The sequence below is a fragment of the Nisaea sp. genome (genome assembly GCF_017640745.1).
Classification (GTDB): Bacteria; Pseudomonadota; Alphaproteobacteria; order Thalassobaculales; family Thalassobaculaceae; genus Nisaea.
In genome coordinates this window covers 1-16981 of record NZ_JAEPQA010000048.1, presented here as the reverse complement: position 1 = coordinate 16981, position 16981 = coordinate 1, and the positions used below count along the sequence as shown (strand labels likewise).

Annotated in this window: 16 protein-coding genes and 1 tRNA gene; 12 read left to right on the top strand and 5 right to left on the bottom strand. The window is 62.2% G+C overall.

The window, feature by feature from the left end:
* Positions 1-31 precede the first annotated feature (31 nt).
* The 9 genes from JJ959_RS20470 to JJ959_RS20430 all read left to right on the top strand — a co-directional run bounded on the left by JJ959_RS20470 (position 32) and on the right by JJ959_RS20430 (position 9012).
* The gene (locus tag JJ959_RS20470) at positions 32-1075 is read left to right on the top strand and encodes a rod shape-determining protein (protein WP_193171299.1); all 1044 of its coding nucleotides are present in this window, start codon (positions 32-34) and stop codon (positions 1073-1075) included.
* A gap of 52 nt (positions 1076-1127) precedes the next feature.
* Positions 1128-2069: a rod shape-determining protein MreC gene (gene mreC / locus JJ959_RS20465; protein ID WP_292888098.1), complete on the top strand. Its 942-nt coding sequence runs from the start codon at positions 1128-1130 to the stop codon at positions 2067-2069.
* Positions 2066-2575, top strand: a complete 510-nt coding sequence (mreD, locus tag JJ959_RS20460; protein ID WP_292888095.1) for a rod shape-determining protein MreD — start codon at positions 2066-2068, stop codon at positions 2573-2575. Before mreC ends, mreD begins: the two co-directional genes overlap by 4 nt.
* Positions 2576-2582: 7 nt before the next feature.
* The gene (gene mrdA / locus JJ959_RS20455) at positions 2583-4589 is read left to right on the top strand and encodes a penicillin-binding protein 2 (protein ID WP_292888092.1); all 2007 of its coding nucleotides are present in this window, start codon (positions 2583-2585) and stop codon (positions 4587-4589) included.
* A gap of 3 nt (positions 4590-4592) precedes the next feature.
* Positions 4593-5756 (top strand): rod shape-determining protein RodA, encoded by a 1164-nt coding sequence (rodA, locus tag JJ959_RS20450; RefSeq protein WP_292888089.1) that lies wholly within the window; start codon positions 4593-4595, stop codon positions 5754-5756.
* 137 nt (positions 5757-5893) lie between these two features.
* Complete coding sequence (locus JJ959_RS20445; protein WP_292888086.1) at positions 5894-6439, top strand: hypothetical protein; 546 nt, start codon at positions 5894-5896, stop codon at positions 6437-6439.
* Positions 6440-6498: 59 nt separating this feature from the next.
* Positions 6499-6574, top strand: a tRNA-Lys gene (locus JJ959_RS20440).
* 760 nt (positions 6575-7334) lie between these two features.
* Positions 7335-8558, top strand: coding sequence for a hypothetical protein (locus tag JJ959_RS20435; RefSeq protein WP_292888084.1), 1224 nt, complete (start codon positions 7335-7337; stop codon positions 8556-8558).
* A gap of 163 nt (positions 8559-8721) precedes the next feature.
* Complete coding sequence (locus JJ959_RS20430; protein WP_292888081.1) at positions 8722-9012, top strand: hypothetical protein; 291 nt, start codon at positions 8722-8724, stop codon at positions 9010-9012.
* Positions 9013-9075: 63 nt separating this feature from the next.
* On the opposite strand, the gene JJ959_RS20425 is transcribed toward JJ959_RS20430, so the two are convergent.
* From JJ959_RS20425 to JJ959_RS20415, 3 genes are all read right to left on the bottom strand, one after another.
* Positions 9076-9558: a PAS domain-containing protein gene (locus tag JJ959_RS20425; RefSeq protein ID WP_292888078.1), complete on the bottom strand. Its 483-nt coding sequence runs from the start codon at positions 9556-9558 to the stop codon at positions 9076-9078.
* A gap of 142 nt (positions 9559-9700) precedes the next feature.
* Complete coding sequence (locus JJ959_RS20420) at positions 9701-10156, bottom strand: hypothetical protein (RefSeq protein WP_292888075.1); 456 nt, start codon at positions 10154-10156, stop codon at positions 9701-9703.
* A 253-nt stretch (positions 10157-10409) separates the two neighbouring features.
* Positions 10410-11282, bottom strand: a complete 873-nt coding sequence (locus tag JJ959_RS20415; RefSeq protein WP_292888105.1) for a LysR family transcriptional regulator — start codon at positions 11280-11282, stop codon at positions 10410-10412.
* 103 nt (positions 11283-11385) lie between these two features.
* On the opposite strand from JJ959_RS20415, the gene JJ959_RS20410 reads away from it, so the two are divergent.
* Positions 11386-11856 (top strand): cytochrome c, encoded by a 471-nt coding sequence (locus JJ959_RS20410; protein WP_292888072.1) that lies wholly within the window; start codon positions 11386-11388, stop codon positions 11854-11856.
* Positions 11857-11940: 84 nt separating this feature from the next.
* On the top strand, positions 11941-12834 hold the full coding sequence (locus JJ959_RS20405) for a cytochrome c (protein ID WP_292888070.1): 894 nt from the start codon (positions 11941-11943) through the stop codon (positions 12832-12834).
* A gap of 27 nt (positions 12835-12861) precedes the next feature.
* Here the strand turns inward: JJ959_RS20405 and JJ959_RS20400 are convergent, their stop codons facing one another.
* A complete protein-coding gene (locus JJ959_RS20400) occupies positions 12862-14913 on the bottom strand; it encodes a methyl-accepting chemotaxis protein (RefSeq protein ID WP_292888067.1) in 2052 nt (683 codons plus the stop codon).
* A 688-nt stretch (positions 14914-15601) separates the two neighbouring features.
* A complete protein-coding gene (locus tag JJ959_RS20395) occupies positions 15602-16030 on the bottom strand; it encodes an Hsp20/alpha crystallin family protein (RefSeq protein ID WP_292888064.1) in 429 nt (142 codons plus the stop codon).
* Between the two features lie 318 nt (positions 16031-16348).
* Between JJ959_RS20395 and JJ959_RS20390 the strand changes: the two genes are divergently transcribed.
* A partial coding sequence (locus JJ959_RS20390; protein ID WP_292888061.1) for an amidohydrolase occupies positions 16349-16981 on the top strand: 633 nt, incomplete at its 3' end.

Genomic DNA, 16981 nt, shown 5'->3' with positions numbered 1-16981 from the left:
GATTTGAAAGCGCGCGACCGGGCCTCATCAGATGTTTTTTGCAAATCTCCTTGGCATGCTCTCCGCCGACATGGCGATCGACCTCGGGACCGCGAACACGCTGGTCTACGTGAAGGGACGGGGCATCGTCCTGAATGAACCTTCGGTTGTCGCCATCGCAACGGTTCGCGGAAAGAAGCAGGTGCTGGCCGTCGGTGACGAGGCGAAGCAGATGCTCGGCCGTACACCCGGCAACATCCAGGCGATCCGGCCGCTGCGCGACGGCGTCATCGCCGACTTCGAAGTCGCCGAGGAAATGATCAAGCACTTCATCCGAAAGGTGCATAACCGGCGTAGCTTCGCCAGCCCGCAGGTCATCGTCTGCGTGCCCTCCGGCTCCACCGCCGTCGAGCGCCGCGCGATCCAGGAGAGCGCGGAAAGCGCCGGGGCCCGCCGTGTGTTCCTGATCGAGGAGCCGATGGCGGCCGCGATCGGCGCCAATCTGCCGGTCACCGAGCCGACCGGTTCGATGGTCGTCGATATCGGCGGCGGCACCACCGAGGTTGCGGTGCTCTCGCTCGGCGGCATCGTCTATTCCCGCTCCGTGCGCGTCGGCGGCGACAAGATGGACGAGGCGATCATCGCCTATATCCGCCGTAACCATAACCTCCTCGTGGGTGAGGGCAGCGCCGAGCGGATCAAGAAGGAAATTGGTTCCGCCTTCCCGCCGGAAGACGGCGTCGGCAAGACGCTGGAGATCAAGGGCCGCGACCTGATGAACGGTGTGCCGAAGGAACTGGTGATCGACCAGAGCCAGGTGGCCGAGAGCCTCGCCGAGCCGGTCAGCCAGATCATCGAGGCGGTGAAGGTCGCGCTCGAACAGACCCCTCCGGAACTCGCGGCCGATATCGTCGACAAGGGCATCGTGCTCACCGGCGGCGGTGCGCTGCTCGGCAATCTCGATTATGTGCTGCGTCATTCGACCGGTCTGCCGGTCTCGATCGCCGACGACCCGCTGTCCTGCGTCGCACTCGGTACCGGCCGCTGCCTTGAGGAAATGAAGGTCCTCCGCAACGTTCTCATCGGCGCCTACTGAGCCGGCGAGGCTTGCGGCAGGGGCATTCACTTAGGAAAGGCCAGGCAGGATAATGGGGCGCAGACCGGCATCTTTCTCCCGTGTCGCCCAGCCTGTGCGAACCCTTTGGCAACGCTTCGCCTTCACCGCGCTCGTGCTCGCGGCCTTCGGCCTGATGCTGCTCGGTAAGGCCGATATCGTCATGGTGAAGCGCCTGCAGGTCGCCGCCGTCGATGCGATGGCGCCGATCATCGAAGCCCTTTCCCATCCGGCCGCCGCGATATCCAAAGGCGTCTCGACCGTCGTCTCGCTGCGTGATCTGCATGCGGAGAACGAGCGCCTGCGCGAGGAGAATGGCCGGCTCAAGCAATGGCAGCATGTTGCCAACCTGCTGGAGAGCGAGAACAAGGCGCTGAAGCGTCTGACGAAACATGTCGGCCCGCCGCCGGCGAGCTTCATCTCCGCGCGGGTCATTGCCGAAGCGGGCGGTGCCTTCGTCCGTAGCGCGTTGCTCAATGTCGGGCGGCGCAATGGTGTCCGGCGCGGACAGGCGGTGATCTCCGAAGACGGGCTGGCCGGCACGATCGTCGAGGTTGGCGAACTGCATGCCCGCATGTTGCTGGTCACCGACCTGAACGCGCAGATTCCGGTACTGCTCGGCGCCGCGCGCGACCCGGGGATCATGGTTGGCGACAATACCAATCTCGCGCGCGTGCTTTACCTGCCGCAGAACAGCGTGGTTTCGCCCGGTGATCTGGTGATCACGTCGGGTCATGGCGGCATGATGCCGGCGGGGATACCGGTCGGCACCGTTTCCGCCGTCACGGAGTCCGGCATCCGCATCAAGCCCGTGGTGGACTGGACGCATCTTGAATTCGTGCGGGTCGTCGACTACCGGATGCAGGGCGTGATCCCGGGCCCGATGGACCCGCCGCCCTTCACGGTCCTCGCGCCCGATCCGGAGCCGAGCCTGGTCGAACGTCTCGGAGTGACGCGCGGAAAGACCGAGCGATGAAGACCGCCTTCGTCCAAAGAATGGATCTTTGGGCGCGCCACCTGATGCCGGCGGCGCTGACGCTGCTCCTTGTGCTTCTGAGTGCGGTTCCGCTGGGCATTCCTGGCTATGCGCAGGTCGCGCCGTCTCTCACGCTCATGTCGGTCTTCTATTGGGTCGTTTATCGCCCGGACCTGATGCCGGCTGCGCTGGTCTTCGTGACGGGGCTGGCGGAGGATCTGGTGAACGGATATCCGCTCGGCCTGACCGCCATGGTCTTTCTTGCCGTGTACGGTGTCACCGGGACCCAGCGGCAGACCTTCGTCGGCAAGCCGTTCTTCATCGTCTGGGGCGGTTTCGTGCTGATCTCCTTCGGGGCGTTCGCGCTCGGCTGGATCCTGATGTCGGTCTTCTCGCTCGCCTGGATCTTCCCGGACACGGTCATGTTCCGCTTTGCCCTGACCGCGGCGCTTTTCCCGGCGGCGGCCTGGATCTTCGTTCGCGTTCACCGCTATCTGGTGCGATGATGAGCCGATGAAGAATCCCAAAGATCAGGATACCAAGCGGGCCTTCACGCGCCGCTCTCTGATCCTCGGGGCCGGTCAGCTCGGCCTTGTCGGGGCTCTTGGCGCACGTCTCTACTATCTGCAGGTCATCGAGGCGGAGCGGTACCGGACGTTGTCGGAGGAGAACCAGTTCAACCTCGAACTGCTGCCCCCGACCCGCGGTCTGATCCTGGACCGCAACGGGATCGAGATCGCTTCCAACGAGGATAATTTCCGCGTCGATCTGGTGCCGGAGCAGACCAACGACGTCCGTGCCACGATCGAGGCACTGCGGCAGATCGTTCATGTCGACGAATGGAACATCAAGCGCGTGCTGAAAGAAGTCGCGCGCAAGCGCAGCTTCGTCCCCGTGACCGTGGTCGAGAACCTGACGCGCGAGGATATCAGCCGCGTCGCGGTCAACGCTCCATATCTTCCCGGCGTCCGGATCGAGGAGGGGCGTTCGCGCCATTACCCGTTCGGCTCGAAGGCGGTGAACGTGACCGGTTATGTCGCCGCCGTGTCCGACAGCGAACTCACCGGGGATCCGGTTTTGGAGCTCCCGGATTTCCGGATCGGCAAGAGCGGGATCGAGAAACTCTTCGACGAGCAGATGCGCGGCGCGGCCGGGCGCCGTCAGGTCGAGGTCAACGCGCTTGGCCGGATCATCCGCAAGCTGCCGGGTGACGACGGACAGCCGGGACAGAATATCCAGCTCACCCTGGACATGGACCTGCAGACCTATGCGCATGGAAGGCTCGAGATCGGCAACTCCGAGCGGGTCCCGATCGCGGATATCAGGGTGCAGGAAGCGCTCGCCCGCTCCGGCGTGCCGAAACGCTACCTGGAGAACGAGGACGGTACCGTCTTCCTCGACAAGGACGGCAACATCGTGCCGGGCGAGAGCGGCGGTGCGGTGGTGATGGACGTCCATACCGGCGAGATCCATGCACTCGCCTCGACGCCGGGATTCGATCCGAACAATTTCAACAAGGGGCTGAGCGCGCGCGACTGGGAGGACCTGCTTTCCAATCCCCGCCATCCGCTGACCAACAAGGCGATCGCGGGCACCTATCCGCCCGGCTCGACCTTCAAGATGATAGTTGCTCTGGCGGCGCTCGAGGCCGGCGTCGCCGGTCCTGAGACCCGGGTCTTCTGCAATGGCCACATGGATCTCGGCAATGCCCGGTTCCATTGCTGGAAGCGCTGGGGACACGGCCACATGGACGCAATCGCAGCGCTGGAACAGAGCTGCGACGTCTATTTCTACGAGGTGGCGAAGCGCGTCGGCATCGACCGCATCGCCGACATGGCGCGCCGCTTCGGGCTGGGCGAAAGCCTTGCCATCGAGCTGCCCGGCGAACGCAGCGGGCTGATCCCGACCCGCGAGTGGAAGCTCGCGGTGATGGGGGAGCGTTGGCAGAAGGGCGAGACCCTGGTGACCGGCATCGGCCAGGGCTTCGTGCTGACCACGCCGCTGCAACTCGCCGTCATGACCGCGCGCATGGTCAATGGCGGCTATGCAGTGACGCCGTCGCTGGTGCGCAAACCGGACAGGGCGATCCAGGAGCCGCCGAAGGTGAATGTGTCGCGCTCGCATCTGTCGCTTGTGCTTGAAGGCATGCGCCGCGTCGTCAACGGTCAGCACGGCACGGCGCGGTCGGCGAAGATACCGGGCGCCGATTTCGAGGTTGGCGGAAAGACAGGCACGTCCCAGGTGCGCCGGATTACCAAGGCGGAGCGCGCCGCGGGCGTGATCGACAACGAGGATCTGCCCTGGCACCGGCGCGACCACGGTCTTTTCGTCGGCTATGCGCCCGTGGAAGCGCCGCGCTACGCGGTTGCCGTCGTGCTGGAACATGGCGGGGGCAGCAAATATGCGGTGCCGGTCGCCCGCGACATTCTCGCCAAGGCGATGGAGCGGGACGGACTGAAATCCTCCGAGGCCGATCCGGTGAGCATTCTGCCGGATAGCGAACCGACAGGGCGGGGGTAAGGCATGGCGATCGGAATGCCGTCGAGTTCCCTCAATCCGCCCGAGCTCACGCTCGGCACGAAGCTGCAGCAGATCAACTGGGGGCTGATCCTGCTTCTGGTTCTGATCTCTTCGATCGGCTTCGCAATGCTCTACTCCGCTGCAAACGGCAGCTGGACGCCCTGGGCCGTGCGCCAGGCGATCCGTTTCGGTGTCGGCCTCGTGATCACGCTCGGCATCGCGCTGATAGACATCCGCTTTCTGCTGCGCTGGGCCTACCTGTTCTACTTCATCACTCTCGGCCTGCTCGGCGTGGTCGAGATCGCGGGCGAGATCGGCATGGGGGCGCAGCGCTGGATCGATGTCGGATTCTTCCGCCTGCAGCCCTCGGAACTGATGAAGCTGGCGCTGGTGCTGGCCCTGGCACGCTACTTCCATCACCTGACCTTCGAGGAGGTCGGCCGCATCCGCAGCCTGTTCGCGCCGCTTTTCCTGGTTTTCGCACCGGCCATCCTGGTGCTGCGCCAGCCCGATCTCGGCACCGCGGGGATGATCATCCTCGGCGGCGGCGCGATCTTCTTCCTCGCTGGCGTGCGCATGTGGAAGTTCGTCACGGTGCTGGTGCTCGGCCTCTCCGCGATCCCGGTCGGCTGGCAGTTCCTGCACAATTACCAGAAGAACCGGATCCTGACCTTCATCAACCCCGAGAACGATCCGCTCGGCGCCGGCTATCACATCCTGCAGTCGAAGATCGCTCTCGGCTCCGGCGGCCTTTTCGGCAAGGGCTTCCTGCAGGGCTCGCAGAGCCATCTGAATTTCCTGCCGGAGAAGCAGACCGATTTCATCTTCACCATGCTGGCCGAGGAGATGGGGCTGGCCGGTGCGATGTTCCTGCTGCTGCTCTACGTGCTGGCCCTCGGTTACGGTTTCGCCATTGCGCTGCGCAGCTCGAGCCAGTTCGGCCGCCTGCTGGCGCTGGGCACCACGACGACGCTGTTCCTCTACGTCTTCATCAATATCGCGATGGTCATGGGGCTGATCCCGGTGGTGGGTGTCCCGCTGCCGCTGATCTCCTATGGCGGCACCGCGATGCTGACGGCGATGATCGGTTTCGGGCTGATCATCAACTGCTACGTTCACAGGGATGTCGAAATCGGCCGTCAGGGGCTTGACGATCACCACCGCTGAACCGTGGCTGAGGCTTTTCGAAAGTCGTTCCGATAGACTTTTAGACGATTTTCGAAGTAAACTTTTGGTGTTCGAGTTCTGCGCCCGGTATTCCGAAGCTGAATGGCGCGGTCCGGCAAACCGAGTGAGTGCTGCATGTGGACCAGATTGAACGCAAGAGTTTGAAGATCCTCGCCGACTCGACGCGGGAAAGCCATGGTGAGAGCGATCTGACGCGCAATCTCGAGGCCGCCGCCGAGACGGGCAACCGCGAGCATTACGACCGCGCCAAGGACTCTTTCGAGGCCCTGCCGCCGGAACAGAAGCGCACCATCGGTGCCGGCGCGGTGGTGCAGGCGGAGACGGTGAAGATCGAACTTAAGCGCGCGAAGGCTGCGAGCAAGGCGGCGCCGAAGCGCGACGAGCCACAAGAGGTCAGCATGGACTGGCTTCTGGGAAAGCCTGAGGCGCCGGCGAAGAAATTGCCGCAGACCGAAGCGAAATATCGCGAGAAAAAGCGGGCGGAGCCGACCAGACAAGCGCCCCTGGCGGACGATGACAAAGGCAACTGGAACTGGCAGGCCCTGCCGGACGATCCGCTGATGCCGAAGAAGAAGAAGGATCCGTTGCAGGAGCTGCGCGAGCAGATGCTCGGCCCCAACCAGGGCCACACCTGGCGCCGCTCGCTTCCGTCCGGCGAATAGGTCAAAACCCGCTTGCAATCGCTGCCCCGCTTAGGTATCAATCCGCTCCTTCGACGGGCGGGCGCATAGCTCAGTTGGTAGAGCAGCTGACTCTTAATCAGCGGGTCCAAGGTTCGAGTCCTTGTGCGCCCACCACTCTCCGCCTTGAATAAAAGAATAGATCGCGCTCGCGCCTGTATGCAGTGAGTTTGATTTGTTGGTTTGCCGCGTTCTAAGGCCGTGGTTTCTTCCGCGTGGCTCTCTCGATGCGGGCCGCGCATGCGGCGAGCCAGACTGAATATCGCGACACTCCCGACTCGATGCAAGGTAAGGCGGCCGGCGCCGACCGATCAGGAATTGGCTGCGGAGGCGTACCCTTCATGCCGGGTGTCAGCAGTAGAGTAACGTTCTCTGCGATGATCACGCGCGGCTCTGGTGCGGTCTCTACCTTGTCGGTCTTGATGGTCATAGTACCGCCATTATACGTTCCGGTTTCCGGCATCGTCTCTTCTAACTGCGGATCATCGTCCTTCGGGATCGTCCCGGGAGATGACAGAGATGCTCTCCACGGTGTCGGGCGTGCGTGGTCGGAACGTCAGAAAATGGGCCTTGGCTCGATCGGAGGCTGCGGGCACCGTCATGGCGGTGAAGCTTCGATGAGGGAACTTCCTCTGGATTCCGTCCCTCCCGACCACCAGCGATCTCCTGCCTCACTTGAGGATGGGGCCATGATGAGCGGGATGAGGAACAAGTATTCTCCTAGTGCGCGCGAGCCGTTCGGGTGGTGACGGAGCTTCGGGACGAGTATCCTTCTCCGGGGGCGGCGCCATCCTAGATTGCGATCGGGATTGAGCGTGCGCTCCTGACGCTGCCGGAACGGGCCAAAAAGCCCAGAGGCTGAAGAGGAGGGAACTTCATGTCGGACGGGCGCGAGAACGCGGAAAATCAACCCTGGAACGGCCCGCGCTGGGCCACCAGCAGGCATAATTTCGATCCGGCCATCGCCGTGCCGCCCCGCCCGGTTGAGCTGCACGACCTAACCCTCCGCGACGGCGAGGAATCCGCCGATCTCGCCTTCACCACGGCCGACAAGGTGCGGATCGCGGAGGCGCTCGCCCGGCTCGGGATCAAGCGCACCGAGATCTTCCTGACGGTGCCGGGCTGGCAGGAGGTCATCCGCGAGATCATGCGTCGGGATCTCGGCATGGATTTCTGGGTTACCTGGCAGCCGGGACGGGTCGAGAAGGCGCTCGAGCTCGGCGTGCGCCATGTCATGGTCTGGTACCTGATCGGCGACGAGCTCCAGCAGCACGTCCTCAAGACCAGCCGCGAGGCGCAGCTGGAGAAGGTGCTTCAGGAAGTCCGCGCGGCCCGCGCGGCGGGCTGCACCGTGAACTTCTTCATGCCTGACACGACACGCGCCGATCTCGAGCATATCACGATGGCGGCAAAGGCGGCGGAGGCGGAAGGCGCCGAATACATCACCGTCGTCGACAGCCAGGGCATCGCCCGGCCCGCCGCGATCAAGTTCCTCGTCAGTCATCTGAAGCAGCAGACGGGTCTCAAGGTCGAGGTCCATTGCCACAACGATTTCGGCCTCGCGGTCGCCAACGTGCTCGGCGGATACGAGGGCGGCGCCGATGTGCTGCAGGTCTCGATCAACGGGATCGGCTATCGCGCCGGCAACGCCTCCATGGAAAGTGTCGCGTCGGCGCTCAAGATGATCTACGGCGCCGAGACGGGTCTGCAGCTTGACCGGCTGCCCGAGGTCTGCCAACTGGTCGAGGGCATCAGCGGCCTGCCGATCGACTATTACAAGCCGATCGTCGGCAGGGGCGCGTTTCGCTACGAGCAATGGCGCGCGATCACCGAATTCACCAATGCGAACGAACGCCGCTTCGCGTTCCCGTTCGAGCCCGAGGTCGTCGGCCGGACCGCGGAGCTGGTCATCGGCAAGTGGAGCGATTCCGGCGCGGTCGTGCAGAAGCTGGCGGAATACGGATTGCAGGCGACGCCCGAACAGGTCGGCCGCATCCTGATCCGGAGCCAGCGCGCCGGCGCCGCGCGCCACCGGCCGCTCGAAGATGGCGAGTTTCTGGTCATCGCGGAGCAGGAAGGCGTCACCGACGCGGAAAGCTGAAGCGTGTAAGGCCCGTCGAAGCCGGCTGCCAGTGTTTGCGGCCTGCTGAATTCGTGTGCCCGAAATATTTTTCGGGCCCCCTGTTGAAAAGGCCTTGAGCTGACCATTTCTTTCGCACGTCACGTGCATGCGAAAATGTCACGGACGCGGAGAAAGACCTGAAATGCTCGCACTCAAGAGGTTGACCGTCGTGACGGCGGTCGTCGTCCTCGCCCAGGCCGGTTCGGCATTCGCCGCCGGAAAGAACCCGACGAAAATCACCAGTCAGCAAGCCTGCGAAACCGCGATAAAGGATACGCAGGAGGCCCGCGCCGGAAATCCCGTGCTCGGCCCGAAAGCGGCAAAGGCCTTTGACGGCATCATGGAACTGGCCGCCCAGCGCTGCCAGTCCGGCGAATTTCAGTACGCCGACGATCTGCTGGTGATTGCGCGCGGCATGGTCGCGTCGGAATAGTCCGGATCGTGTCTTTGCTTGCCGGGCCGGGTTTTCCAGCCCGGCAAGCGCCGTTACCCGGGGTTACCCGTCATGCGGCACGGGTTCTCGCATTCTCTCGAAATCGAGTACCGCCATCAGCATATTGACGGTCTTGCCATCGTTCGACAGCGGCAGCAGGACACGCTCGATCGAATGGTAGTAGTCATTGATTTTCCGGAATGAATGATCCGAGAACAGCGGACGCTTTTCCGTCGCGCAGAGCAGGTATTCGCCAAGCACTTTTTCTCTGACGTCTCCGAAATCGATTTCGTCCATATACATGCCGGTATAGTCGCTGCCGAACATATCCACGATCTTGGTGCCGGCGAGACGCACTTTCAGACGCGTCTCCGGTTGCTCCACATCGACGAGGATCATGGATGCGAGCAGTCTGGGCATCTCGACAGGGTCGAAATCGGCTCGGGCCGGCATGGGCCGTGCACCGCGCTTGTCGTCCCATAGCATGTAGGCTTCACGAACCAGGGGAGATCTTACGTCTTCCAGCCGTTTCTCGGAGGCGATCATTTATGCGTGCCACGTCTTTCTGCGCGGGATGCTATTGCGTAGTAGCGGATTATACCAACTGAGCGTGGATAATTGGGGCACATTTCCAGTGTTGGTTTTGTATGCGTTCGAGCTGCGCGGCCAACTCCCGGACAGGACACGCTCATGACACCGGACCGCACCCGCTGATCCGCAGCGTCGCCTGTCCGTCCGGCAGGAAAACGGCCGTCGAAGGCGTTTCTCCCACCATTGTCAGGACCAGTCCCGTACCGGCGATTTCCGCTCCGTCGATCACCGTCTGGCCCCAGGCGCCGTCTGTCGCCGTGTCGTCCACATCGACCATGAAAATTACGCGGCGGCCCGCCTCCAGCGTTCCGAACTGGATCGAGGCGATCCGGTCGCCATCGCGGACAGGGGAAAAACTGCGCACCGACTCCCGGCCCTCGAGGATCTCGAAAGGCTGGTAGACGCTGGCGCCGGCGCCGCCTTCGGAGATGTCGAAGACGAGCCCTCCGGCGGAGCTCCGGAGATCGATCTGAAGACCGAAATCATAAAGATCGCAGCCGCTCCGGTTCTCCACGACGATCAGGTCCACCGGCGAGGATTCGGTAAAGCTCACGGAGAGATCCTCGGAAGCGGCGGCCTCCGGAAATGCCGAGAAGAACAGAGCCGCAAAGAATGCGGGTATGATTGTAAGCGGGCTCATCAGAAAGATTATAGGACGATGCGCGGCAACGGACAGGTTCGGCGTCCCCCGCGTTTACACTCAGAACCATTTTCCCCAGCCGACCCCCGTCTGTTGCCAGCGGCCGATCTCTCGTCACCGGTACCGACGTCCGCTGAGTTGCCACCGCATCACCAGGCCGGTGGGCTCAGGCCAGCATTTCCGCCTCCGCCGCGATCGCGTCGGCGAGGAAGGTCATCATCGCGGCGACGCGCTCGGTCTTCATCAGGTCGGGATGGGTCGCGACCCAGAGGTCGAACTCGATCCGGTCCGGGAAATGCGGTGCCGGAACCAGGATCGGGCTATTGCGGGCGACGAAGGACGGCAGCATGGCGATGCCGAGCCCCGCTTCCGCCAGGCGGGCGAGGGTGAGGAAGCTGTCCGCCGAGAGATAGACCGCGTCCCCGATCTTCCTGTCCTGCCACTCCCGCACAAGCGTGCGCGGCAAGCTGGCGGCCAGCCATCGGTGTTCCAGAGGATCGGCGCCGGGATGCGTCGCCAGGTAGTCCGGATGGGCATAGACGGCAAATCCCATGGAACAAATGCGCCGGCCCGTAAGGCCTTCGGGAAGCGCCAAGGTCGGGCGCAGGGTGATTTCCGCTTCCGGACGCGCCATGTCGACATGCCGGTTCGAGACGACCAGATCGACGCTGAGCTTCGGATGCAGACGGCCGAGATCCCCGAGGATCCGGGGCAGGATCAGGTCGGCGACAGAGTCGGTCGTGGTCAGCCTGATGGTGCCTTCCAGACCTTTGCCGAGGGTCGGAATCACGCGCTCGATACGCCGCGCCGTACGGCCCATGCTCTCGATGGCGGCCAGCATTTCCCGCAGCTCGGTTTTCACCCGGTACCCGCCGGGCGGGCGTTCGAACAGGGTGAGGCCGATTTCCTCTTCGAAAGAGGTGATGCGCCGGAGGACCGTGGCGTGGTTCACGCCGAGCGCACGGGCGGCGGCGGAGAGCGATCCATGCTCTGCCACCGCGAGAACATATTGCAGATCGTCCCAGCGAATATTGTGCATCACCGCACACTTTTCGGTGAAGTTTTAGGGAATGTACAGAAATTTGCGCGGCGATAGCCTATAAGAACAATCAATAATAAATGTCTGATATGGGAGAGTGATCATGCGGAAAGTTTCAATCGCACTGGCCGGTGCTGCCATCGCCGCGATGGTTGCCGGCACGTCGGCCCTCGCGGACGGCCACCTCGAGAAGGCCATCGATGCGCGCAATGCGCAGATGACGCTTTATTCCTGGAACCTCGGCATGCTTGGCGGAATGGCCAAGGGAACCGTCGAGTACGATGCCGCGAAAGCAAGCGCGGCGGCGTCAAACCTTGCGGCTCTCTCTGCGATGAGTTCCCAGGGCCTGTGGCCGGAAGGCTCCGACAGCACGGCCATGGCTGGCAAGACACGCGCACTGCCGGAAATCTGGAGCACCTATCCTGCTGTTGCCGAGAAGGGCGCGGCTCTCAAGGAGGCGGCGGCGAAGCTGGCCCAGGTCGCCGGCAACGGACTGGACGCGCTCAAGGGCGGCGTCGGCGATGTCGGCAAGGCCTGCGGCGATTGCCACAAGCAGTTCCGGATGCCGAAGTAAGCCCATCCGTTATTTCCCGGAGCCGGTTCTTTCCGGCTCCGCCGGAACCGAGGAGCTCGTCTATTGACCGGTCCGATGCGTCGAATGCTGCTCGGAGTCGCTGTCCTCGGCGTCTTTGGAGTCGCGGCGGCCTGGTCGCTGTCCGCGCCGACCCGCATCGACGCGGCGGACCTGCCTGCCCATACCGGAGATCCGGAACGCGGCGCGGCCCTTTTTGCGATCGGCGGCTGTGTTTCCTGCCACGCGGCGGAAGGCGCGAAGGACGCGGACCGGCTTGTGCTGTCCGGTGGACGCGCCTTCAAGACCGATTTCGGAACGTTCCATGCCCCGAACATCTCACCGGATCCTGAGGCCGGTATCGGGCGTTGGGAGACGGTCGATTTCGTCAATGCGATGAAATTCGGCACCGCTCCGGACGGGAGCCATTTCTATCCGGCTTTCCCCTATACCTCCTATGCAAGGATGAGGGACGAGGATCTGCTCGACCTCTGGGCCTATCTGAGGATCCTGCCGGCGAGCGACCGTGCGAACGAACCGCATGAGATCGGCTTCCCGTTCTCGGTCCGCCGCGCCGTCGGTTTCTGGAAGCTGCTCTATCTCGATCCCGCGCCGGTACTTACGGTCGGCGAGGATCTGGAACGCGGACGCTATCTCGTCGAAGGGCCGGGGCATTGCGGTGAGTGCCATACGCCGCGCTCGCCGATCGGAGGACCGGATCTTTCGCGATGGCTCGGCGGTGGCCCCAATCCGGACGGCGAGGGGACAATCCCCAACCTCACTCCCGCGGGCAAGACGATCTCTTCCTGGTCCGAGGCCGAGATCGCGGAATATCTGAAGTCCGGCTTTACGCCCGATTTCGATACCGCCGGCGGTTCCATGGCCGATGTCGTGGCCAATACCGCCCGGCTCAGCGACGCGGACCGGCTCGCTATCGCACGATATATCAAGGCTTTGCCGCCGGTCGGCCCCGCCGAATAGACGCCTTGCCCCGCCCGGTCCTGGGTGTCAGGCGGCTTCTGCGGTCGTGTTCCAGCCTTGGATGGCTTGCAGGATATCCTCGGGGAGCGCGACGAACTCGGCGCCGAAACCTTTCACCCTCTTGCGCTGGCGAATAACCTTTGCCTCTACGGTTCCAAGTCCCATCAGATCGATCTTCACGATGTTGCCGACGGATACCTCAAGGTCGGTCCCGATCTCGACGCCGGTCTCGGAAATGTCGTTGATTTCGCACATATGCCATGTCCCGCCGAGCTGGATCCGCGAACTTGCCATCACGGTCCGGCGTTCCGCTTCCCTGCGGTTGCCCGCCGCGGACTCGCGCACGATAACGGTGAGCCGGTTCTGCAGCTCCTGCATTTTCTCTGCGATGGCAGACGCCGAAGTGCTGACTTCACGGGACATTGCCCCATTCTCGTCCGCGGCATCCGCGACGAAGGAGATTTTCGTCGAGACCTCCTTCGTACCCGCCGCCGCTTCCTGAATATTGCGGGCGATCTCGTCCGTGGCCTGGGTTTGCTGGCCCATCGCGCCGGTGATCTGCTCGGAGATATCGTTGATCTTCCGGACGGTCTCCTCAATGCCGCGCATCGCCGATACCGCCTCGGTGGCGATCGACTGGATGCTGCGAACCTGCTCGGAGATATCCTCGGTGGCGCCGCCGGTCTGATTGGCCAGCGACTTCACCTCGCTCGCGACCACGGCGAAACCCTTGCCGGCCTCTCCGGCGCGCGCGGCCTCGATCGTCGCATTCAGCGCGAGAAGATTGGTCTGTTCCGCGATGTCGGTGATCAGCCCGACAACCTGACCGATCTTTTCCGCCGCGTTGGCGAGCCCTTCCACAGTGACATTCGTCCGTTCGATCTCGTCGGCCGCTTCCCGGGCAATGCGGGTGGATTCCTCGATCTGCCGGCCGATCTCCTGGATCGACTGGGCCATCTCCTCGGAGGCGGCGGCGACAGTATTCACATTCACCGTCGCTTCCTCGGAGGCCGCCGAAACCGCGAGGCTCTCGTTCTTCACGCTTTCCGCCGATGAGGTCATGGAGGCGGAGCGCTGGCGCATCTGATCCATTTCCCTGGTGATGGCGGCGACCGCGGTCTGCAGTTCCTGCTCCAGCTGGTCGCTCAGGCTCATCATGGCTTCCTGCAGGCGGCGCTGCTGTTCTTCCTGCTCCCTGTGACGGGATTCGGTCATCTGCTCGAGCTCGATGCTGGCTTCCTTGAAGACGGAAACAGCTTCGGCCATGCCGCCGATTTCGTCCCGCCGCCCGAGGGACGGGACACTGACGCTGTAATCGCCGGTCGACAGCTTTGCCATCGCCGAAGTGAGTTGAATGATCGGTCTTGCGATGACGGTACCGACTCCGATCCCGGCAAGCAGGCCACCGAGAAGACCGAGGAGCGAGAGTCCGAGGATGACCTGAAACGCGGTGCGTTCGTGCTGCTCAGCGGTGATCAGGGATTGTTCGGTATATTTCTCGATCTCCAGCAGGATCGCCTCAAGCTCCTGATCGAGCTTGGTTTCCAGGATTTCGGTTTTCCCGGCAAGTTCCGTCGCCTTCGCGAGATCGCCCTGACGCTGTGCCGCGAACACCTGCTCTGCCAGACTCTCGTATTCCAGGTGGTGTTGCTTCGCGATGTTCACCTGTTCGGAAAGCATACGAAATTCGGCGGTGGCGTTCTTGTGGCCAAGCTGTTCAGTGCTCTGGATCGCATGCGCGAGTTTCTCTGTGATCAGCTCGAATGTCTCGTCGGCTTTCTTGCTCTGCGCTCCGAACTTTCCGACTTCTTCCGAATAGGCCGCGTCACTGTCTCTTTCGTGCGCGCGAATGCCGGCAAACCGCATCGCTTTCTCGAAATGGACCGCCTGTTCTAGTTGCAGGATGGTCACTTCGGTAAGTTCGCGCGTGAGCGGCATGTCCTCTTCGGCGATCTCTTTCAGTTCGATGCCGATCCAGTTCATCGAGAGCACCGCGTAGGCCAGTGCGATCAGCGGAAGGGGCAGTGTCACCAGGCAGACGCTGATGATCTTGGTCTTGATCGGGAGGGACGAGAACATAACCAGTCTACCTTCTGGGTATACAATTATTGCGCTGCGATCTTGGAGTCTTTGTGACTCTTGGTTAATTCAAAATTGCACGGGTTTTCTCGCTCCTCAAGCTGAAAACCTGATTTTCCGCAAAAACGAAAGTTCCTAATAAACCGTGCGGCGAAATGATTAACAATCAATTGAAAAGATATAAATATTAAAAGGTGATATTTTGATCAAAATGCTGCTCATTTATTTTTCATTATATTGTGAAATATTTTAAGTAATTTATTCATATAAGAAAAATATGGAGAGTATAAGTATATGTAAAAAGCTTGGGGACGGTGACGTGTGCGGTGCCCTAGCGCGTCGGAAACGTCTCGGCGGAGGAAGCGAGGCTGTATCCGGTCGTGTGATGCGGCGCATTCTAACAGTCAGATTCGAGGCATACGCGGAGACCTCGGATGAACCGGCAGAGACAGAGTCGCCTGTGACAATCGCATGTATCTGACGCCCGAGACGTGATGAATACATACACCTGTATTGCGGGAAAATCGGCGCGCTCAGGCTATGTGGCGCCGGCGGCGGTTAGCACGAATCCATCATCCGCCTGCCAATAGATTGGCATTCGTGAAATCGCCTGATCGAGTACGGGGGAGAATGGCGCTTGTTCGGCCCGGACGAGGTGCCGGCGCCGAACAAGCCTCACGATGGAAAATTACCGGCGCTGAACCTTGATGCGCTTCGGGTTCGATGTCTCGGGAGACAATTTCGCGATCATGACGGTCAGCACACCGTTTTCGTGATGCGCGGTGACCTTGTTTGCGTCGGCATCGGGTGGGAGCCTGAAAACGCGCCGGTAACTTCCATACTGACGTTCCGAGAAGAAGTAATTGCGGTCCTTCTCCTCGCGCGTCGATCGTTTCTCGCCGAGGACCGTCAGCGTGCTGTCGTGCAATTCGACCGAAATGTCGTCTTCCTTCACGCCGGGCAGTTCGATCGCGATCTCATAGTAGTCCGGCTTGACCGAGGCTTCGGATGCCGGTGCCAGGAACTCGGCAATACGCTCGCCGAACTGGCGGACTGGCGCGTAGAGCTGGGACAGCCAGTCCGGCGTCGCATTGGATTGTGAGACTTTTTCAACCATTTTCGCTCCTCCGTCGAACGCGTCACGATTGGGTTTCGTCTCACTATCCGACCTATCGCGTGTGCGGGCATTGACCTCGGTCAAATCTTTCGGGGCGATGCGGACGAGGGATCGTGCATCAATCCATTTCCGTGCCGGAAAGGCGTTCGCGCTTTCGGCTATGCTCGCGAATGCGCTAAGAGTGAGTGACCTTTGCTGACGTAACGCTCCGGCTTTCGCTCATCAGGTTCAAGGCATGGTGGGGCTGGGAGCCTGATCGATCCTTCTTCGCCCGTCGCCGGATCTCGCAGGACTCAATTTCAAAAGGAACCGTAAACAATGCCGATCAAGAACCGTATTGCCGAGTTCGATGCCGAAATGCGCGAGTGGCGGCATGACTTCCACATGTATCCGGAGCTCTGCTACGAGGAAACCCGGACCGCAGGGATCGTTGCGGAGAAACTGCGCTCCTGGGGCATCGAGACCCATGAAGGCGTCGGCAAGACCGGCGTGGTCGGCGTGATCCGCGGAAACGGGTCGGGCTCCGCCGCCATCGGCATCCGTGCGGATATGGACGCACTTCCGATGCAGGAGGTCTCCAGCCCTGACTACAAGTCCAAAGTCCCGGGCAAGATGCACGCCTGCGGACATGACGGGCACACCTCGGTCCTGCTCGGCGCGGCCAAGTATCTCGCCGAAACGAGAAATTTCGACGGCACGGTACACCTCTTCTTCCAGCCCGCCGAGGAAGGCGGTGCCGGCGCCAAGGCGATGATCGAGGATGGCCTGTTCGAGCGCTTTCCCTGCGACGCGGTCTACGGACTTCACAATATGCCGCAGATCCCGAAGAACACCTTCGCGATCCGCAAGGGCCCGCTGATGGCGGGCGCCGACAGTGTGACCATCACGATCAAGGGACGCGGCGGCCACGCGGCAATGCCGCACATGGCGATCGATCCGATCGCCATCGGC